The 18,477-nt window shown below is 57.9% G+C and carries 19 protein-coding genes and 1 pseudogene; 12 read left to right on the top strand and 8 right to left on the bottom strand.

Going from position 1 to position 18,477, the window contains the following annotated elements; genetic code table 11:
- Positions 1 to 175 precede the first annotated feature (175 nt).
- From ACEWPJ_RS06390 to ACEWPJ_RS06380, 3 genes are all read right to left on the bottom strand, one after another.
- Positions 176 to 1,159, bottom strand: a complete 984-nt coding sequence (locus ACEWPJ_RS06390) for an alpha/beta hydrolase family protein (RefSeq protein WP_416511795.1) — start codon at positions 1,157 to 1,159, stop codon at positions 176 to 178.
- A gap of 487 nt (positions 1,160 to 1,646) precedes the next feature.
- Positions 1,647 to 2,900, bottom strand: coding sequence for an alpha/beta hydrolase family protein (locus ACEWPJ_RS06385; protein WP_416511793.1), 1,254 nt, complete (start codon positions 2,898 to 2,900; stop codon positions 1,647 to 1,649).
- Between the two features lie 877 nt (positions 2,901 to 3,777).
- Positions 3,778 to 4,848 carry an agmatine deiminase family protein gene (locus tag ACEWPJ_RS06380; RefSeq protein WP_416513013.1) on the bottom strand — a complete coding sequence of 357 codons (1,071 nt, stop codon included), beginning with the start codon at positions 4,846 to 4,848 and terminating at the stop codon, positions 3,778 to 3,780.
- A gap of 260 nt (positions 4,849 to 5,108) precedes the next feature.
- Here ACEWPJ_RS06380 and ACEWPJ_RS06375 point away from each other — a divergent pair, with 260 nt between their 5' ends.
- From ACEWPJ_RS06375 to ACEWPJ_RS06350, 6 genes are all read left to right on the top strand, one after another.
- Positions 5,109 to 5,567, top strand: a complete 459-nt coding sequence (locus ACEWPJ_RS06375) for a DUF2267 domain-containing protein (RefSeq protein WP_416511791.1) — start codon at positions 5,109 to 5,111, stop codon at positions 5,565 to 5,567.
- 391 nt (positions 5,568 to 5,958) lie between these two features.
- Positions 5,959 to 7,059, top strand: a complete 1,101-nt coding sequence (locus tag ACEWPJ_RS06370) for an Acg family FMN-binding oxidoreductase (RefSeq protein WP_416511789.1) — start codon at positions 5,959 to 5,961, stop codon at positions 7,057 to 7,059.
- Complete coding sequence (locus ACEWPJ_RS06365) at positions 7,056 to 7,538, top strand: MarR family winged helix-turn-helix transcriptional regulator (RefSeq protein WP_416511788.1); 483 nt, start codon at positions 7,056 to 7,058, stop codon at positions 7,536 to 7,538. The genes ACEWPJ_RS06370 and ACEWPJ_RS06365 overlap by 4 nt, the downstream gene beginning before the upstream one ends.
- Positions 7,539 to 8,244: 706 nt before the next feature.
- A complete protein-coding gene (gene yghX, locus ACEWPJ_RS06360; RefSeq protein ID WP_416511786.1) occupies positions 8,245 to 9,159 on the top strand; it encodes a YghX family hydrolase in 915 nt (304 codons plus the stop codon).
- 175 nt (positions 9,160 to 9,334) lie between these two features.
- Positions 9,335 to 9,835: a twin-arginine translocation pathway signal gene (locus tag ACEWPJ_RS06355; RefSeq protein ID WP_416511785.1), complete on the top strand. Its 501-nt coding sequence runs from the start codon at positions 9,335 to 9,337 to the stop codon at positions 9,833 to 9,835.
- A gap of 38 nt (positions 9,836 to 9,873) precedes the next feature.
- The gene (locus tag ACEWPJ_RS06350) at positions 9,874 to 10,416 is read left to right on the top strand and encodes a ferric reductase-like transmembrane domain-containing protein (protein ID WP_416511784.1); all 543 of its coding nucleotides are present in this window, start codon (positions 9,874 to 9,876) and stop codon (positions 10,414 to 10,416) included.
- Positions 10,417 to 11,065: 649 nt separating this feature from the next.
- Here the strand turns inward: ACEWPJ_RS06350 and ACEWPJ_RS06345 are convergent.
- Positions 11,066 to 11,944, bottom strand: a complete 879-nt coding sequence (locus tag ACEWPJ_RS06345) for a LysR substrate-binding domain-containing protein (protein WP_416511782.1) — start codon at positions 11,942 to 11,944, stop codon at positions 11,066 to 11,068.
- A 97-nt stretch (positions 11,945 to 12,041) separates the two neighbouring features.
- Between ACEWPJ_RS06345 and ACEWPJ_RS06340 the strand changes: the two genes are divergently transcribed.
- The 5 genes from ACEWPJ_RS06340 to ACEWPJ_RS06320 all read left to right on the top strand — a co-directional run bounded on the left by ACEWPJ_RS06340 (position 12,042) and on the right by ACEWPJ_RS06320 (position 15,497).
- Positions 12,042 to 12,746 carry an SDR family oxidoreductase gene (locus ACEWPJ_RS06340; protein ID WP_416511781.1) on the top strand — a complete coding sequence of 235 codons (705 nt, stop codon included), beginning with the start codon at positions 12,042 to 12,044 and terminating at the stop codon, positions 12,744 to 12,746.
- A 469-nt stretch (positions 12,747 to 13,215) separates the two neighbouring features.
- Positions 13,216 to 13,758: a tetratricopeptide repeat protein gene (locus tag ACEWPJ_RS06335; RefSeq protein WP_416511779.1), complete on the top strand. Its 543-nt coding sequence runs from the start codon at positions 13,216 to 13,218 to the stop codon at positions 13,756 to 13,758.
- A gap of 109 nt (positions 13,759 to 13,867) precedes the next feature.
- A complete protein-coding gene (locus ACEWPJ_RS06330) occupies positions 13,868 to 14,404 on the top strand; it encodes an RNA polymerase sigma factor (protein ID WP_416511777.1) in 537 nt (178 codons plus the stop codon).
- On the top strand, positions 14,401 to 15,210 hold the full coding sequence (locus tag ACEWPJ_RS06325; protein ID WP_416511776.1) for a zf-HC2 domain-containing protein: 810 nt from the start codon (positions 14,401 to 14,403) through the stop codon (positions 15,208 to 15,210). Before ACEWPJ_RS06330 ends, ACEWPJ_RS06325 begins: the two co-directional genes overlap by 4 nt.
- On the top strand, positions 15,207 to 15,497 hold the full coding sequence (locus tag ACEWPJ_RS06320) for a hypothetical protein (RefSeq protein ID WP_416511774.1): 291 nt from the start codon (positions 15,207 to 15,209) through the stop codon (positions 15,495 to 15,497). The genes ACEWPJ_RS06325 and ACEWPJ_RS06320 overlap by 4 nt, the downstream gene beginning before the upstream one ends.
- 258 nt (positions 15,498 to 15,755) lie before the next feature.
- Here the strand turns inward: ACEWPJ_RS06320 and ACEWPJ_RS06315 are convergent, their stop codons facing one another.
- The gene (locus ACEWPJ_RS06315; protein ID WP_416511773.1) at positions 15,756 to 16,376 is read right to left on the bottom strand and encodes an HD domain-containing protein; all 621 of its coding nucleotides are present in this window, start codon (positions 16,374 to 16,376) and stop codon (positions 15,756 to 15,758) included.
- A 119-nt stretch (positions 16,377 to 16,495) separates the two neighbouring features.
- Between ACEWPJ_RS06315 and ACEWPJ_RS06310 the strand changes: the two genes are divergently transcribed.
- Positions 16,496 to 16,633 carry a hypothetical protein gene (locus ACEWPJ_RS06310; RefSeq protein WP_416511772.1) on the top strand — a complete coding sequence of 46 codons (138 nt, stop codon included), beginning with the start codon at positions 16,496 to 16,498 and terminating at the stop codon, positions 16,631 to 16,633.
- 195 nt (positions 16,634 to 16,828) lie between these two features.
- On the opposite strand, the gene ACEWPJ_RS06305 is transcribed toward ACEWPJ_RS06310, so the two are convergent.
- The 3 genes and pseudogenes from ACEWPJ_RS06305 to ACEWPJ_RS06295 all read right to left on the bottom strand — a co-directional run.
- Positions 16,829 to 17,191 (bottom strand): DUF6768 family protein, encoded by a 363-nt coding sequence (locus tag ACEWPJ_RS06305; protein ID WP_416511771.1) that lies wholly within the window; start codon positions 17,189 to 17,191, stop codon positions 16,829 to 16,831.
- A complete protein-coding gene (locus ACEWPJ_RS06300; protein ID WP_416511769.1) occupies positions 17,178 to 17,735 on the bottom strand; it encodes an RNA polymerase sigma factor in 558 nt (185 codons plus the stop codon). The genes ACEWPJ_RS06305 and ACEWPJ_RS06300 overlap by 14 nt, the downstream gene beginning before the upstream one ends.
- Positions 17,736 to 18,108: 373 nt before the next feature.
- Positions 18,109 to 18,303 (bottom strand): annotated as a pseudogene (locus ACEWPJ_RS06295) (thioredoxin family protein); the annotation flags it as partial.
- Positions 18,304 to 18,477 lie beyond the last annotated feature (174 nt).

Below are 18,477 nucleotides of genomic sequence, written 5' to 3'. Positions count from 1 at the left end.
GTCATGAAGGTGAACGGCAGGAACGTCCCGCGTCTTACCAGTTTAAGCGCCACGCAGCGAACGGCACACATTCAGACCAGACGTTTGTAGATCGTGCGGCAAAGGTGCCGGAAGGAGCCTAGAATCACTAATGCGCCGCATGGTGCTCCAACGGCCGCTATCATGTGCTGTTGCCCTAGCGGCTCAGACCCTCGATCCAGTCCACTATCGTGTCCAGCGCACCCGGAGAGAAGGCATGGCGGCCCTCCAGGACGAACCGCAGCCTGGCGACCTGCGACCAATCTTCCGTCAGTTGCCAATTGTAGGCGTTCGATTTCAACAGGCCATGTGTTGCGTCCGGCCAAATGATAATCCGGGTGCGGTCGCCCTGCCCGGCCAGCATCTCCCTGTAGATTACCGCATCACCCGCGGAGTCCACATTCAGGTCGTCTCCCCCCCAAATGGCCAGCAGCGGCATATCGAGTTGACCGAGCGCCTCACTCGCATCCGCACCGCGATTTTGCCGAATGAAACGCCAACGATCAGGCGACATACCTTCTGGGGCATCACTGGCCTGCGCATCTGATCCGAATGCGCGTTCGTCGAACCGGTCTTGGTCCGCAACGACATGCTCGATTGCATCCTGATCCATGCCGTCCCTGGCCAGCCTGACGCGCGTGTAGTAATCACTCTGATCCTGCCAGGAAACGGCGGCCCCGATGAGCACGAGGAAATCCGCGTCGTCCGGGGAGAGTCCCGGCAGAACCCATCCAGCTTGGGAAAATCCGACCGCGCCCAGGGCGATCCCGTCGAAGCGCTTTTCCAAGTGTTCGAGCGCCGCGCGGGTTTCACGGGTGCGGTCGGCCATGGATTGATGCAGCCAGTTCCCCTCGGACGATCCAACACCGGGTTTGTCCCACGCAGCGACGGCGATGCCGCGATCGAGAAATACATGAATGAGTGGCGCATACCCCCCCGCAGAGATTCGATCCTGTGCCCCGTCGCCGTGGACTAAGACGACGGCCGCCTGCGGCGCGCCATCGGGCAGCCAGAGGGTTCCGGTTATGGCATCGCCGTCGGAGGAAAAATCGAAGCGCTCGCTGTTGCGCCAACTGAGATCGTGGTCCGCCAGACGCCAGACCACGATGACCACCGCGAGCATTAGGGTGGCGACAACCAATAAGCGAAACTTTATTGAAACCACCTTGTAGCCTATCCATCTCCAATCCGAGATAGGGAGATGTCGCAATGAATACAAACCGATGATCGTTGTTTTTCGAATTGAACCCGACCTGCGGCCAGAACATCGTGAACGCGAAGCGCAGGTGCGTTGGTGCCCCATCTTGCGAACGCTTCGCTACCCGCTCGGCTTCGAGATATAGGCGGTTGCCTTCATTGAACGGGCCCTTGACCCAACCCATGCAATCAGCGCGGTGTCAGAGGATGGAGGGTTTTTGAGCGTTGCCGGCTGTAAGTCACCCCCGGAACCCTTCGGCGGTGGCGGGCTCAAAGACCTTGTCGCGATTTATGGATGGGTTAAAGCAGCGATACGTGGCTTTTCGTCGGGGTTCTGGCGCGGGACTGCTCTCCCGCACATTGCTTGTGAACGGATCTTTGTCGAACTCGATGCCCGCGGGCAAGATCACGACCCTGTGCGTGTACGCGGCTCAATCTTCCAAAGCCTTGAGAAACTCACCGACGACTTCTTCCCAGAGGTTGGGCATGGTTAATACCCAATGCCCGTTCCCGTAGCCGGGCAGTTTGATCACGTGGAGCTGGCTCTTCGTGCCGAGCGCCTCCATCTCCATCACGTTCGATCTGGAATGCTCGACGCTGTAGAACGGATCTTCTTCGCCGTAGATCGACAGGACCGGACCACGAAACGAGCCAATTCGCCTGAACAATGTCGGATTGATAGAAGCATCACCCCATCCTTCGCTCACCCATCCCCCAACGAAGTTGATCACACCTGCGAATTCCTCTGGGTTATGTCCTGCCTGCATGATGGCGACGACGCCCCCACGCGACATACCACTCAAAAGGACGCCGTCGGGTCCGACGTCTGGACGCTCCCGGAGGGCTGCCAATGCTGCGTTTGCATCCACCAGGGCACGGTGTGCGCCGGGGAGCGATAGATCGGCCTCCGGCGAATAACCCTGCGATCGATCTTCGGCAAACCCTTCGTCATACAAACCGCCCGAGCCACCCCGTCCCCGTCTCTGAGGAAAGGCGACGATCCAGCCGTGCTCGTTCAAGACGTCGGCGAGCCAATCGTTTTTCCAGACCTCATCGAAGGCGTACGGTCTCGTCCCGGTGCCGGTCGATCCATGATGGACAAGCGCGAGTGGAAACGGACCCTGTCCGCGAGGGCGATACATTACGACGACGAGATCGACCCGCTCGCCGTCTTCGATCAAACCGGTTTGCAGGGTCTCAAGATCGCCGATCAAGAACAAGTCGTCGGGTGAAGAAGACGACATCAGGGCCGAAATCTCCTGACGTTCCAAGATCGCGAAGCGCTCGTTCTCATTGAGAACGCCGCGCATGCGACCGGTGTCCGAAATCGAGTAGCGCACCCCGAAAACGTCATCGCCGAAAACGAGCGCGTCATCTTCAATGCGCGCCTTACCTCTGAACCAGTTGCCGCCACCGTTTTGGTCTCTGCCGACCGCATATACGACATCTGCGAACCCATCTTCGCCAATACCTTCCACGACGAGAATATGGTTCCGCCCATTGCTCCACCGGCCAACCCAAGCCCCTGCGAACGCCCACTCCTCGGGGGCCGAGATCATGATGTCTTCGGGCAGCGGAACGTCGCCGATGATGACGGCGTCCTGAGCGCGGGACCCTCCGGCAAAGAGGAGGACGACGATAATTACACTGAGCAAGGGAACCAACACCACCCGAGCATGCACCATATAATTTCTCCTATCTGGGGGCAGTTACCGCAATGAACAAACTAACCCGCCGAAGTCAGGTTTGAACCCGATGCTGTTACCGATCCAGTCGCGAGTCCGATAGCACCGTGCCACATCTCGTGGGAATAATCCCGCTTGAAAGGTATTCATTCTGCATAGCTGACGTTTGCCAATCCAGTCATTCGTTCGCCATGCGGCATCCGGTAAGATGGCCTCACAGCAAGTCTCGGAGGGGGCGCAGAATCTCGGCGCTTGATGGCTACCTTTGGCGCCGCACGCGACCCAAAGCCGCCGTTCGTCTCACAGTCGAAATTTTGCTTTGCAACCCGATAAACCCGCCGTTCGCTGCGGTTGCGCAACAACTGGACCGAAGAAATCACTGTCGCGGAGTTCGCCCGGCCGCAGCACGATTCACAGAAGATCCGAGACACGATAGCTTCCGTCTTATCTTTGACGGCCAGGGGCGCGCATTGAAACGGCACGACGGCTCCCGCACGACAGTAAGAGGAAGTACCTGGTTTATGCTGGAACCGGCAATGACTTCATGTTGGATGTATTCTTGATGATCCCACATGGATGGCGAATGCCGGCCGTGCTGCGCCGCTGGGCTATGATGCGGGACGGCTCGTTGATGTAAGCAAAGATGCTGTTAGTCTGATGGAGGAGGTGCGTCAGACAACCGGTCGCGATGATATTCTGGTCTCAGCTTGTATCGGCCCGCGCTATGACCCTTATCCAGACATTCCGCCAGTGTCTATCGAAGATGCGCTTCGATATCACAGCGCTCAATTGGTCCCCAATCAAGGCCGCGACCGCAACCGGGGCTGTTAAATTGGCCGCGCAGGCCTCCAAGTCGGGGGCGTTCCGAGAAACCAGCTCATAGGTCGGGCATTTGTTGCGTAGCACAATGAATCCCACCACCCATCTCGCCCAATGGATCCACATTCAGCGTGATGATCTCGCGCCCCGGATAGTGCCGCACCAGCGCCTCTCGCGCGATCTCATCGGTTTCCGTATCACCAAATTCCGCCGCAATAACCGCGCCATTACAAACGTAGTAGTTTGCGTAGGAGGCGACGAAATCAAAGCCCTTGACCCGTCTGACATGAGGCTCGGGAATAACCTCCACGTCCAGCCCCGCGTCCACCAGCTTTTCATGGGTTTCAATCGCGGCCGCGTGAAACGGGTCGCTCAGGTCAGGAGCATCGGGCAAGTTGATCAAGACACGCCCCGGCCCGGTGAAACGCGCAAGGCTGTCGATGTGATAGTCGGTGATGTCCTCACCCCAAACGCCATCGGTCCAGATCATGCGATTAGCACCATAGGCCTTGAGCAGCCGCCTTTCTATCTGCACACGCGTCATGCCGGGGTTGCGGTTGTCGTTTACCCAACTGCTTTCATGGGCAAGCAACAGCCCGTGCCCGTCCTGCTCAACGCCGCCCGCTTCGCCGTGCAAACCGGTTGGCAAAAGATCTAATTCCAAACGCGCCGCGACACGTTTCGCAATCTGGCTGTCGCGCCGGTTGACCTGCTTTTCACCCCAACCGTTGAACTGTATATGACTGACCGCAATTTTGCCCGCACCATCGACCACGAAGATCGGGCCTGCATCGCGGCACCACAAGTCTTCGGTCGGAATGTCCCAAAGCTCGACATTTGCTGACAGCTTGGCGCGCGCGTCACCGTGATCCTGCGCTGCTGCGAGCATTGTGACAGGTTCGAAATCCGCGATTGTATTGGCGATGTCTGCTATCGTCTGCTGCGCCATGTCTAAGAAAATGGGGTCAGGATGCACCTTCCGATTGACCGGCCACTGCATAAATGTGCGCTGATGCGGTCCTTCTTCTGGTGGAACGAATAACCCTGCTCCAGCAATCGCTTGTGATTTTCCCATAAGGCCTGCCCAGCAAAAAACCCCACCACCCAGCACGAGATCACGCCGCTTCATAACCGCTATTGTCGCCAAACTTGTTTCTTCCGAAGATGACTCTAGCGGAACCATTGAGTACATTGAAGCAGGCATTCGCAACACCGCAGCATCTTGGCTTCTATGGGTTCTCCTGTCACCTTCGTCGCGCTAGTCACTTGCGGCCGGTTCGGGAAACAGCGTCTTCCCTGCGCGGCACACCAGCAGGGAGGATGCGGAACTTTGCTGCCGTTCGAGAACTCGATAAGTTGGTGTAGAAACCACTGCGGAGACCTTCCACAATGCCGATGCCCTGGACATATAGACATGCCTCCAAGGAATGGCGGGCATTTCTTGATGATGTGAAAGAGCGCATGTCATTGGAATCTGACAACATGGCGTACACCGCTGTAGACGCGGTGCTTCAGGTTTTCCGACGCCGCTTGACTGCTCAGCAAGGATTGAATTTTGCAAGTGTGCTTCCAAGCGTTCTACGCGCAATTTTTGTTAATGGTTGGGATGTTACGGCTCCGCCGGTTCCATTTTCTGAACGCTCCGCCTTAATCGCTGAGGCGAAGCAAATTCGGGTGAACCATAATTTGACGCCCGACAATGCGATTGAAGCGACGGCTTGGGCGATACGTCGCTGTACAAACAAGACGGACTTTGAGCGCGCGTTGACGCAACTTCCCGATGAAGCAGTCGCCTTCTGGCACGTTGAAGTCGATGATCCCACAGAGCTTGAGCAACGGATCATTTAGCTGCTGCGCAGTATCCCCGAGGAAACGCAGAACCGTCACCGTGAAGGACGTTTCAATGCCGACATTCGTTGGTAGTTCAGAGTTCCAAGCAACCAATTTGATTTAATGCCGACGTCAAAATGACGGAGCAAGACACTTGTCGCCCTACTGTAGCTTGTCTCTAGAATTTCGACTGACGGAATGGTTTTTTGCGTATTCGGTTCGAGTCACGCTGAAAGTGCTTCAGAAGCAATCCAGTCATCCGAGACTCGTTGTCCGGCTGCAAAACGCAAACTATGCAGGAGCGTCGCCTAACCACTGCCCGAGGCTTTGATGTAGTGATTTCAGCTGTGTTGACAGTAATACGATATCGCACTATATAGTTCGATATCGTATTACAAGGAATGCCGACATGACCCTTTCGCGACGCAAAACTCTAGCCCTCATTGGCGGCGGAACCATTCTTGCCGCCGGAGCTGCTGCAGGCGGGTTTCTGGGAACACGCACTCCTCAGACTGCCCTCGCACCATGGGACGCTGCCGGGAACTACGACGATCCGCGCGAATGGGCGCTATCTTACGCAATCCTCGCCCCCAACGCTCACAACAGGCAGCCGTGGTTGGTCGGGTTGGAAGGCAACGATACTGTCACGCTCTGGCGCGACAAAACGAGGGAGCTACCCGAAACGGACCCGTTTCAAAGACAATTGGTCATCAGTCTAGGGTGCTTTATCGAACAGATGCGCATCGCGGCCACGCATAGGCAAATCGACGTCCGCCTCGACATCTACCCAGAGGGCGAAGATGGTCCGGCCGCCATTGCCACATTTGGCGGAACCGCGACGCCGGACCCATTGTTCGCTGCTGTACCGCACCGCCGGTCATGCAAACAACCGTTCGAGGACCGACCCGTTGATGCGAAGGCCGCGCAGGACCTCGGAGCATACGCAAACATCCTGACCGATCCGGATATGGTCGGCAAGCTGAAGCAGTTGACCTGGAACGCATGGCTGACCGAGGCGCATTACCCCCCGACCTGGACGGAAAGCGTCGATCTGATGCGGTTTGGCAAGGCCGAGATCAACGCCAATCCGGACGGCATCGACCTTGGGGGGGCGTTTCTAGAAAGCCTGATGCTTCTGGGTCTGCTTTCGCGCGACGATCAGGCGAAGATTGGCAGCGCGGGTTTCAAGCAAGGCGTCGCCATCTATCATGAGATGATGGACGCCACGCCCGCCTACGCTGTCGTCACGACCAGGGGTAACAGCCGGCAGGATCAGATTGAAGCGGGTCGCCGATGGCTCCGCCTGAATCTGGCAGCGACGGCACTCGGCGTGTCCCTTCATCCAGTTTCGCAGGCGCTTCAGGAGTATCCGCAGATGGCTGAACACTACGACGCGGCGCACCAGCTTATGGCCGAGCCGGGCGAAACGGTTCAAATGCTGGGGCGATTGGGCTACGGTCCGGCAATCGCGCCGACGCCACGTTGGCCCTTGGAGACCAGATTCATTTGACAGAGAATTCAGATCTCATAGAGTACTTTGCCCTCTTCACCGAAGTCGGCATTATCGAACAACTCAGCCGCAACCTTCTTGAGGCTGAACTACCGGATGGAATTATCGCGCCACATTTTGCGGTACTCAATCACCTGATCCGGGTCGCAGACGGTCAGACGCCTTTGAAGCTGGCGACAGCTTTTCAGGTGCCGAAGACTTCAATGACTCATACTCTGGCGGGTTTGCAAAGGCACCGGCTGGTTGAAATGCGCCCGAACCCGAACGATGCGCGCTCCAAGCAGGTGTGGCTGACAGATGAAGGGCGCCAGTTGCGAGACCGAACGATTGCCGACCTTGGTCCGATCCTAAGTCGTGTGGCGCAGACCACTACACCGCAGGAGGTCAGAACCGTGCTGCCGATCCTTCAGAAGCTCCGCGAGCATCTTGATGATGCCAGAGATCAGCACGACAACAGCAGCCCACTGACCAGCAGCTAGTTTCAGCTGCAGCAACCCACGAACGGCAACCATCTATTCAAACGCTGGCATTCTCTGTACGCAAAAAAACCCGATGACCTGCTCCCCTAAGAGTCTCTGTTCAGGTTTTGGTCCAATTGTGACCGGTTCTCATATTCCCTTGGGGTCATGCTGGCGGGGCTGGAATGCGGGAGGATGTGGTTATAGTCTTCGCGTCATCCCGCAATCAAGTGGCGGGTAACGGACGTACATCCGTCGCAGTCCACGGTGGATGACAGAGCAACAGTCTTGAAGAGCGGTTCAGACTCCGCTCGAATTGCCGGCTTGATTGATACCCGGCACACACGAGTCAGTTCGTCCGTCTTCACCTCCCGTTCTCGATCTTACAGCTACAGAACCGTCGTGGTGGTCCCTGAAGCGGGACTATAGTCTGTTGGAAGAAGCGAACATGCACGAAGTCGCAGCGAATGCCCGCTTCGCCCCGTCCATCTTGGATCATGCACCCGATTTCTTGGCTTGCGATGCTACATCCAAGTTAGGCTGAGAGTCTAAAGGGACGAATGTTGCGATAGTCACGAATGGCGCGTTTGCGCCGACCTTACTCGATTCGATAAAATACGGTATGGTTCCAGTCTCAACTGCAAGCGTTTCGATAATACCCGAACGCCCCATCTTGAAGAATGTGGGCGTCCAACATTTGGGCCTCAATCAATAGGGAGAACCTCCAATGAACCACCATACGTCCCAGCCCCGCCTAACAGCAGCCGATTTCGACCAAGAACTCCTAGACCTCTATGACTATTATGCTCATGGCAAGATTTCGAAACGTGAGTTTCTCGACCGCGCGGCGAAATGGGCTGTGGGCGGCCTAACGGCGGCAGCTATCCTTGGCACGCTTGCGCCCAACTACGCGCTGGCGCAGCAGGTGGCCGAGGATGATCCAGGCATTCAAGGCGAAGACATAACCTACCCCAGTCCGAACGGAACGGGCGAGATCACGGCTTACGTCGTGCGCCCCACGGAAATCGACGCGGACCGCCCGCCTGCGGCTGTTCTTGTCGTTCACGAAAACCGTGGGCTGAACCCCTACATCCGCGATGTCGTGCGGCGTCTTGCCAAGGCGGGTTTCGTCGCCATGGGCCCCGATGGCCTGTCGTCGCTCGGCGGTTATCCAGGCAATGATGATGAAGGGCGCGAGATGCAGCGCAGCCTTGATCGCGACGCGCTCCTAAATGATTTTTTCGCCGGATTCGAGTATCTTCAGGCGCTCGACGGCACAAACGGAAAAGTGGGCGCAACGGGCTTCTGCTATGGCGGAGGCGTCGTGAACAAGCTGGCGGTCGCCTATCCAGAGATGGCGGCTGGCGTTCCCTTTTACGGCGCAGCGCCAGACAGCGATCAAGTCGCCCGGATCGAGGCACCGCTGATGATCCAGCTCGCCGCACTTGATCAGCGTATCAACGCCATGTGGCCCGACTACCAGAAAGCGCTGGAAGAAAACGACAAGCGGTACGAGGCGCATATCTACCCCGGCGTGAACCACGGCTTTCACAACGATACTACGCCACGCTACGACGAGGAGGCCGCCCGCCTCGCCGAAGAGCGGATGGTGGCCTGGTTCCGCACGTATCTCGCCGGTTGAACCGTGGCTGCGCCCGGAAACGCTTAGGGCCCGGCGGTACTTCATGCCGCGTCGAGAACTTGTGATGTGACATGCGTTGCCGCCGCTTTGTATCATGGCGCTGTCGAAGCCGTGCGAGCGTAACCCGAAACGCGCGCGGCAGGCTTGTTTGAAACTGCCGACAGGAGAGACCGACATGGCGATATCGATCACGAACCGCCGAACCGTGATTTCCAACGCTGGCGCTGCGCTCCTCCTCGGCGCCGCGGGCCTGACCGTCCCCGCCCGCGCCCAGTCCCTTGCCCCTACACCGACAATGCGTGGCGGCGCGAACAATTACCGTCCCGGCGCGCCGGTCGTGGAGCGGATCGGCGGCGGCGGATTCTGGACCAGCGGGACCGTTCGACGCGCGGGCGACGGTGCCCCGCTCGCCGGGCGGCGCATCCAGGTCTGGGCCCACACGACCGAGGGTCACGAACGGGACGAGCGCTCTCATGGCGCAACGCTAACGGATGCGGACGGCGTGTTCCGCATTGAGATGCCACAGATCGTCCCGGCATTCGGTCAGCCGCACGGCCATCTGGCCTACGATGCCGACTACGATGATGGCGGCTTCGAAACGGTATTCCTGCGGCCCGTCATGGCGCGTGCATCGGACACGAACCTTCATGTCGAGTTCGTTCTGCGCCCCGTTTGATGAATCTGCGCGGCGCGCTTATTTGGACTGCGTTGGCCGTGGCCATCGTGGTCCCCTTGATCGCGGCAGCGCGTAGTCCGCTTCTGGAGTGGCGGGAGCCGATCTACATCGTTGCAGGATATACCGGTATCGTCGGTCTGGCGTTATTGCTGGTCCAGCCACTTTTGATTACCGGTATCCTTCCGGGCATCCCCGCGCGGCGGGTGCATGTGTGGACGGGCGCGGGACTGGTTCTCGCGGTGGTTGTTCATGTTGCGGGGCTGTGGATCACGAGCCCGCCTGACGTGGTGGACGTCTTGCTGTTCCGCTCGCCGACACCGTTTTCAGTTTGGGGCGCAATGGCGATGTGGGCCGTATTTGCTGCGGCTCTGCTTGCCGTTCTGAGAAAGAGGCTTCGCCTGCGCATCTGGCGCTTGGGACATAGCTTGGCGGTGGTCGTCATCGTCACGGGGACCGTCATTCACGCATGGCTGATCCAAGGGACGATGGAGAACCTGACGAAAGGCACCCTCTGCCTGATGGTTCTGGGAGCAGGGGTATGGGCCTTGCGACGACGTCGCGTATGGCGAATGCTGCGCTAACCACAGGGGTGTTCAATCTGGTGTAGCTTGCCAGTCGTCGAGGCGTCCCGGGAAAACGGATACAACCACCATCAAGACCAAAGATCGGCTTCCGCAGACCACGCCGCGGCAGCACAATTGGTCGCTGGAGGCTGCCAACGAGACTTAACCGGCTGCTTCACCCAGCATGTGGGGCTGATCAGCACACATGTCTGCGCGTGTAGTATTATGGCGACAGCGTTACTTCCATTGTCCACTAACCGCGCTGACAATCTGCCCCTGTGCAGAACTGATGGATATTGCTGTTCACCGCATCGAAATAGACCTGAGGCGCGATGATCTCGTCTGTGCCCCCCGGAGGCCGGATTGCGTCAGTAGTGGCTGTTCGATGGTTTCATAGGGACCGAAAGGACGGTCTGCGCAACCCGCAAAGATAGCTTTCCGACAGTTCGGAACCTCCGCCGTTCTGACGGCGACGTAGCCGCCATCTCGGGCCGTCGTGATGCCCAAAGCGGTCACCCGTCCACTTTGGTAGGTTTGGTGCGGTTGCAGCCCGTATTGCCGCCATTCGCCACGTTTGCGCGGTCTGGAGCTGGCTGCACTAGCAGTCTGCGGGACCTTGCCGTCATTCGTCTCGATGAACTGAATGACTGCTCTGATTTCAAGGCAGTCAGAGCGCAGCGGCGGAATGCGCCTTAATCCATGTCACGACCTCCACCACGGACTTATTAGTTTTTGCGGCGCGCGGCATGAGGATGTAGAAGTCTTTTCCACCAGCCTCCCAAACCTCACCAACCTCAGCCAAACGACCGGCTTCGAGATCATGAGCCACCAGAAAACGGCTTACCAAGGCGACACCTTGCCCGGCGATGGCTGCATCTACTGCAAGTGACGTCTGGCTCAGGCTTAGGCCACGAGGCGATTGGTCTTGCACGCCCAAATACGCAAGATAACTCGGCCAAAGGTCGTGAGAGTCATGGATCTTCGGCAGTTTGGACAGCGTTTTTGGTTCAAGCGGATAGGGTTCGTCGCTCGCAAGCGATGGTGTTGCGACAGCGATCAGCGTCTGCCTGAACAGCAGCGTTACTTCCAGTGATGCACCGAATGGCGGCGATCCTTGGCGCACTGCAAGGTCTATCCCGTCGCTATGGAAGCTGGAAACTTTCTCGGTGGCCATGATCCGTAAATCGATATTCGGATGTGCTGCAGTGAAGTCCGGTAGATTGGGGATCAGCCATTTCGCAGCAAAGGTCGGAGTGACACTGATAAGGACTTTATTCGGCTCTGGCTTCAGCTCGGCAGTTGCGGATCGAAGGTCCGCGAACACCTCAGCGATCCGGTTATGAAAGCTGCGCCCAACCGATGTGAACGTCAGACCCTTCGGCACCCGTTCAAACAAGGCCACACCAAGATGCGCTTCGAGCTGGCGCACCTGCTGCGCAACGGCCCCTTGCGTGACTCCCAATTCATCAGCGGCTGCGCGGAAACTGAGGCGGCGGCCTGCTGCATCAAAAGCACGCAAACTGTTGAGCGGGGGAAGCTCGATCATTCGGAAATAGTATATCTACTGCCAAGTAACATCAATTCTCAATCGAATTTCCTCATTGGAGTCGCGATATATGACTCAACATGAAAGGACACTAGAAATGACAGTAGAAAAAGTAGCTCTGATTACGGCAGGCGGCAGCGGCATGGGTGCGGATGCGGCCCGCAAGTTGGCGAAAGACGGGTTCAAAGTCGGCATCTTGTCCTCGTCCGGCAAGGGTGAGACGCTTGGCGGCGAACTCGGCGGCTTTGGTGTGACTGGCTCTAATCTTGATGGAGAAGCGCTGAACGCTTTGGTCGAGGGTGCGAAGGATCGTTGGGGCCGTGTTGATGTCTTGGTGAACTCTGCTGGTCACGGGCCAAAGGGACCGGTTCTCGAAATCAGCGACGACGACTGGCATCAAGGGATGGAAGTCTACCTGATGAACGTGATCCGTCCGACAAGGCTGATCACACCTGTGATGCAAGCCCAGGGCGGCGGGGCGATCATCAACATCTCGACCTTTGCGGCATTCGAACCCGACCCCCTTTTTCCAACGTCTGGCGTCTTCCGGGCCGGACTTGCCGCATTCACAAAGCTCTACTCGGATAAGTATGCGCCCGAGAACATCCGCATGAACAACGTCCTTCCAGGCTTCATAGACAGCCTGCCCGAGACCGAAGACCGCAAAGCGCGTATTCCCATGGGGCGCTACGGCGCCGCCTCAGAGGTTTCTTCTCTGATTTCATGGCTCGCCTCCGACGATGGTGGCTACATGACCGGCCAAAATCTACGCATTGATGGGGGCCTGACCCGTGCCGTCTGACACCATTGCCATTGGACCACCGTGTGAGCGCCTTGTCTTTGCGGTCAATGGGTCGCGCAATGCCGCTCTGTTGAATTTGTGTATTCGTTCGCAGAATTGATTGATCTCCCCTCAAGAACTGGCGACACACGTTGGGCTAATCACAGGCGCTTGAAGCCTTTGGCGCACCCCTATTGATGCTGGCCGGGATCGGCGTCGTCTTGGTCGTGATCGGAATTGCCGTTTACAAGCCTTCCCCGCCGCCAATGCCAGCATCGAATGACGTAGCCTGAGTTGAGGCGAGTTCGAATTGGTCTGACACCGCCGGCTGTTAACCCAAAGAAAAGAATGAATCGACAGCCCTCGAAGAAAATTTCGCTTCAGAGTGAATAATACCCGTGGCCCGTGCGTTTCCCCCATGACTGGCGATTGACGCATCTACCGCATTGAGCCGGTTTCGAACAATTGAATAGAATTAAGGAGACGATCAATGATCCCGACCAAAACCATTTTTTCAACGCTCGCGGCCGCAACGATTGCAACGATGAGCTTCGCCGCCGGCTCGGATTCGACAAGCCCGCCCGTCAGGACCCAGACGACCCAGGAATGCGAGAATGGCCAGATCTGGGATGAGAGAAAGGGCGCATGCGTCAACCCGCAAAGCGGCGCGCTGTCGGATGACGACCTCTACGATGCCGCACGCGAACTGGCCTATGACGGGCAGTATGACAATGCGTTGACGGTGCTCGACCTGGCCGAAAACCAGAACGATCCGCGCATCCTGAACTACCGGGGTTTCGCCAATCGCAAGGCGGGCCGGATCGAGGAAGGCATGACCTATTATCAGGCAGCGCTGAACATCGACCCCGATTACATCCTCGCGCGGTCCTATATGGGTCAGGCATTGATTTCGGATGGTGATATCGAGGGCGCCAAAGCCCAGCTTCGGGAGATTGAGATGCGCGGTGGCGAAGAAACATGGGCCTATGCCGCACTTGAGCAGGCGCTTGGCGGCGAATCGACCGACTGGTGATCTAGTGCCGACCTGTGTGCAATACGCGTTTCCGCCGACCCCTCTGGTCGGCGGTTGCGCATTGCCCGCTGATCGTGTTCAGTTTCGTCACCCTGACAAACTGATAATCATGCGCAACTGGGGATACGCCGCCGTGACGGATCATCCCGAATTCAGGACCGAGCTTGTAGCGTTGCTGCCCCGCCTGCGCCGCTTTTCCCTTACCCTTGCGCGTGATGCGGCCGATGGCGACGATCTGGTGCAAATGACCTGCGAACGCGCGATCCGTCACGCCGCACAATGGCGTCAAGGCAGCCGGCTCGACAGCTGGCTCTACACAATGATGCGCAATCTCTGGATTTCAGAAATCCGCAGCCGCCGGGTTAGAACCGGAAAGGGTCAAGTGGACGCGACCGTCGCACAAGAACTGTCGACCCCTGTCGGTCCGGCGGACCACGTCTATGGCAATCAGTTGATCGACATGGTGATGTCGCTGCCCGAAGGATTAAGCGCCACGTTGCTTCTGGTCTCCGTCGAGGGTCATTCTTATCAGGAAGCGGCGGATATCCTCGGCATTCCGATCGGAACCGTAATGAGCCGGATGTCCCGCGCGCGGCAAATCGTGAAGGAAGGGCTCGCCGAGGCGGGCGGGATGGCAATGACATGAGTGGCAATGTGACCTCCGACCTGGCAGACCAGTTGAGCGCTTATCTCGACGGCACGCTCTCAGATGCTGAGCGCGCCAAGATCGAAGCGCTGGTGGCCAGCGATGCCGACGCTGCCGATGAGCTTGCTGCGCTGCAACAGGCCGATGCGGCCATCGGATCAGCCTTCGCATCGATGCTTGAGACGCCTGTGCCCCGCGCCCTCATCAGCGCAATCGAGGAAACACCGGTGATCCCTTCCGCTGCAAACCTGCCCCGCCCTCCCCGCTGGGGTTTTGGCACGGTCGCCGCAGCGCTCGCCTTGCTCATGATAGGCGCCGGAGGCGGATCGGTTCTGACACGCCTCTATACGCCGTCGGTGGAAATTGCCGCCGCGCCCGGCTGGCTCGATCAGGTGGCGGAGTATCATCGGGTTTATGCCCGCGAAGGCCGGCACCTGGTAGAGGTTCCGGCAGCCGATGCTGCGCATCTTCAGACCTGGCTTTCCAATCGCACCGGCGTGGCATTCAGTATCCCCGACCTCACCGGACGGGGCCTTACCTTCGCGGGTGGACGATTGCTTGTGGCAGCAGGCAAGCCGGTTGGCCAGCTGATGTATACCGATGCGGACGGGCAGGTCGTGGCCCTGTGCTTCATTGCCAACGACGGTATGGCACCGATGGGCGGACAGCCTGACTTCACCAATCGAAGCTTTGCGGATGTCGACATGGTTGTCTGGATGGACCGCAATGCCTCTTATGTCGCGATCGGCCCGGCCATTGGCATTGACCTGGACCAGATCGCCAGAGACGCGGCGGTGGCACTTTGATCGACCGGCGCATCTCGCAAATCGAATATTCCCAGGATCAAACGATGAAGGCCTATTTGTCCGCCCACCTGCTCCTTGCGCCGTACTTGGTTTTTACGATTTTGGCTCCGATTGGATACCCGCTGATCGGGGCAGCACGGGTCGTCGCTGTTGGAATAATATTGGTTGTGTTGCTCTTGGTGCCTTCCTTCAAGGAAACGAACGCCTTGGCTATTGTTTTCGCGTTCCTAACCGGCGGTGCCGTAATTCGTATGATGCAAACAATCCGTGGACAGCCGAGCTTCTAGCGGCAGATGTTGGAGACTCTGTGAGCAATCCTGCGTTCATCAAGGCCGACGTGTCGTTCCTTGCCATGTGAGCAGTAATTTTTGCTTGGTTCGCTTCTGCCAATTGGCAAGAACTTGCGCCCATTTATCGCTGGATTCCAATGATTGCTGGCGGCGCCGTCTCGCACTGGCTACTGGTCGAAGCACCCGATCGAACGTGCCAGACGTCTGCATAGTGGAGCTTGTGGGTACTGGACTATCACAGCTACCCTCTGGATATCATGTCGCTCTTTGCCGAGCCAATTCAGCATTCTGAAGAGGTTCCCGTTCTCCCGCCCTAACCACCGCCGGATCATACGGCACGCGCGAGAAGACATCGCGCACCATGGGCGCGAAAAAATCGATGGGCAACGTGTCGTAGGCAGGATCAAAGCTCGCTTGATCCCACAGTTCACAGAAGTTTGCGCAGTCGTCGAAATACACGTGGCCCTTGTAGGCATCGCGCTTATGTTGGTTGCCGCCGACATGATGGCCATAATAGATCATTTGAAAATCACCGTGTTTTTCGACCACCCAGGTGCATTGTTCGCGCAGGAACGGTCGAAGAATAGTGGCGGCATATTCATCGTGGTTATAGGGCGCGTAGATGTCACCGATATCGTGCAAGAGCGCCGCGACGATCCAGTCGATATCCGCTCCGTCACGATAGGCCCGAGTGGCGGATTGAACGGAATGGCCGAGGCGGGTGATTTGATATCCTGAAAGGCCTTTGTCGAGATCAACCAACGCGGCCAACAGACGGTCAGCAGTGCCTTTGGTATATTCAACTTCATGGTCGGTCAGGAATTTATATTCCTCCCGTGTTCCGTCTTTCATCTGGGTGAATTTTACGCGATCCATGAGATCAATCCCTTGCCGTTGGCTGAGCCAGCCTGTTTGGCGTCGTGTATCACAAATTTGGGCTGAACGTAGCGTAGGGTAAAGAGTACTTTTCTTGCGGCTATCATATTGGCGATGCGGTGAAAGAACGCGCCGAAGTGCTGGACGGCCCGACCGCGCAGGCCATCGCGGATCTGGCGCGGGCCAACGGCCTTGCGATCCAATACGGGCTCGCCGAGCGCGCCCATTTTACACCTGGTCGCGGTTGCCCTATTTGATCGATCGTTCATCGATTGATTTGCACGGATAGTCGGCGGGCTATTAGCGTCCGGCCGCCGTCTCGACCGAGCCGATGCGCCGAACGCCAATAGCCACTTTGGGGAAGCTGCACCCCGGCATAGATGACTTAGGCCAAAGGCGGAAATAGGCCGCGCACATGAACCAAGATAGCGTCATACGCAATCGCCAGTGGTTTAGGTCCGCAGCCGGGACACGATCAACTCCAGTCTCTTCAGCTCGCGCAAGACCCGGTCTGCCTGCATCTGTGGCATAAGGCTCATTTTTAACGCGGTCGCCATCAGTATCAGCACGGCGCCCGACAACCCCCATTTGAGTGCAGGTAGCAGTTCACTGGCGTTGAAGAAGCGGATCGCGCACCAGAGGCCGATCAGGAACATTGTCGCCTGAACGATCATCACGACCCATGTCACCCAACCCAGCCGCCCGCGAAACTGGTTCAGCCCAAGGGCGAACCAGCCCTGTTCCGCTGTTGCCTCAAGAATGTCGCGGTCCTCGGCGCTCAGTGCTTCCTCAATCAACTCGTCAAGCTTGGTCATCTGCGTTTCCTTTCAATGCAAACTTCAGTTTTTCTCGTGCATGCATCAGCCGTGTCTTGACTGTGCCCACAGGAATATCCAACGCGACCGAAACCTCAGCCACGCTCATTTCTTCCAAGTAGAACAGCGCGATGGTAGCGCCCTGATCCGCGGGTAGGGCTGCAATGGCCCCGCGTATCGTCGCTGCGTCAACCGCGCGGCCTTCCTCGGGCGCTGAGGTCCGTTCCGCTGTCGCCCCGAAATCCCTTGCAAGAGCGCGGGTCCGAACCTTGACGCGGATCGCCCGCGCGCAACGTCGCGTTACGATCCGGGTCGCCCAAGCTGGAAAGGCGCGCGGATCGGTTAGCCGAGGCAGGCCGCGCACAATGTCGAGCCACGCCTCCTGTACCGCATCCCGCGCCTCTTCCCGGTCGCCCATGAGCCGCGTCGCATGGGCCAATAACCTCGGCCCCCGATGCGCGACAAGGCGCCCAAGCGCCCGGCGGTCTCCCAGCCGGGCCGATATCACGAGGTACTCCTCGACAATCCTGTCGCTTCTTCGCATCACTCGATTCCTACCTCGTTATTATAGAGGTGTCCCGCTGAGGCGATCCGGTTCAATGGAACGCGGTAATTCGGTCGGATATCGATGGTTTCTGGGTAATGCTGAAATGCATCCGACGGCGGCGAAGAGCGTACAAGCGGGTATATGACCGCTTGGACTTATGAAAGCTACGCTGCGGTGCGGCGCTGACTTTCGCCGCGATGCCTTCCCTAGCCATCACGTAGAGTGGAATACGCCCAGACCACGTCTTAACCACGACCTAGTTGCATCGGAAGCACTTGTGATAGCGCGGAACAGCGTTCAAATCGCCCTTACTACGCCCGTGATCTGAGCTGAGCGTCGTTATGCCGTCAGAGCCACTAAAAACCGTGGATTATGCCGCTTTCCACTTTATGGAACATCGCATCGACGCGACTTGCTCGGACGACCCGGAACCTGTTCGCGCCACTTCTTTCATCGCTTCGAACAAATCCCGGCGCATGTCTGACGACCCTGGTTTTATGCCAGACGCGTCAAGGCGGCCACGATATTGCAAACCGAGATCCCGATTGAAGCCGAAGAAATCCGGCGCGATCCAGTCGAAGTCGCATACAGGCGGCGCTGCGGCCATGTGGAATGTCCTTCCTCGCTTCAGGTTTCAGATCAAATCAAGCGTATCTCTGCGTATCCAAGTCTGTGATTGGATCCCAGCACCGGGCTTAATTCAAGTCTCGCCGTTGATTGGTCACTAGTTGCTCAAGTC

The organism is Aliiroseovarius sp. YM-037, from assembly GCF_048060095.1.
Taxonomy (GTDB): Bacteria; Pseudomonadota; Alphaproteobacteria; order Rhodobacterales; family Rhodobacteraceae; genus JBLUOA01.
This window is presented reverse-complemented; position numbering and strand designations above follow the sequence as displayed.

Coding starts and splice junctions, on each gene's coding strand:
- ACEWPJ_RS06325 (WP_416511776.1), top strand. CDS start 14,401: ATGAGTGGCAATGTGACCTCCGACCTGGCAGACCAGTTGAGCGCTTAT.
- ACEWPJ_RS06330 (WP_416511777.1), top strand. CDS start 13,868: ATGCGCAACTGGGGATACGCCGCCGTGACGGATCATCCCGAATTCAGG.
- ACEWPJ_RS06335 (WP_416511779.1), top strand. CDS start 13,216: ATGATCCCGACCAAAACCATTTTTTCAACGCTCGCGGCCGCAACGATT.
- ACEWPJ_RS06370 (WP_416511789.1), top strand. CDS start 5,959: ATGACCCTTTCGCGACGCAAAACTCTAGCCCTCATTGGCGGCGGAACC.
- ACEWPJ_RS06385 (WP_416511793.1), bottom strand. CDS start 2,900: ATGGTGCATGCTCGGGTGGTGTTGGTTCCCTTGCTCAGTGTAATTATC.
- ACEWPJ_RS06375 (WP_416511791.1), top strand. CDS start 5,109: ATGCCGATGCCCTGGACATATAGACATGCCTCCAAGGAATGGCGGGCA.
- ACEWPJ_RS06305 (WP_416511771.1), bottom strand. CDS start 17,191: ATGACCAAGCTTGACGAGTTGATTGAGGAAGCACTGAGCGCCGAGGAC.
- ACEWPJ_RS06315 (WP_416511773.1), bottom strand. CDS start 16,376: ATGGATCGCGTAAAATTCACCCAGATGAAAGACGGAACACGGGAGGAA.
- ACEWPJ_RS06340 (WP_416511781.1), top strand. CDS start 12,042: ATGACAGTAGAAAAAGTAGCTCTGATTACGGCAGGCGGCAGCGGCATG.
- yghX (WP_416511786.1), top strand. CDS start 8,245: ATGAACCACCATACGTCCCAGCCCCGCCTAACAGCAGCCGATTTCGAC.
- ACEWPJ_RS06380 (WP_416513013.1), bottom strand. CDS start 4,848: ATGAAGCGGCGTGATCTCGTGCTGGGTGGTGGGGTTTTTTGCTGGGCA.
- ACEWPJ_RS06345 (WP_416511782.1), bottom strand. CDS start 11,944: ATGATCGAGCTTCCCCCGCTCAACAGTTTGCGTGCTTTTGATGCAGCA.
- ACEWPJ_RS06355 (WP_416511785.1), top strand. CDS start 9,335: ATGGCGATATCGATCACGAACCGCCGAACCGTGATTTCCAACGCTGGC.
- ACEWPJ_RS06300 (WP_416511769.1), bottom strand. CDS start 17,735: ATGCGAAGAAGCGACAGGATTGTCGAGGAGTACCTCGTGATATCGGCC.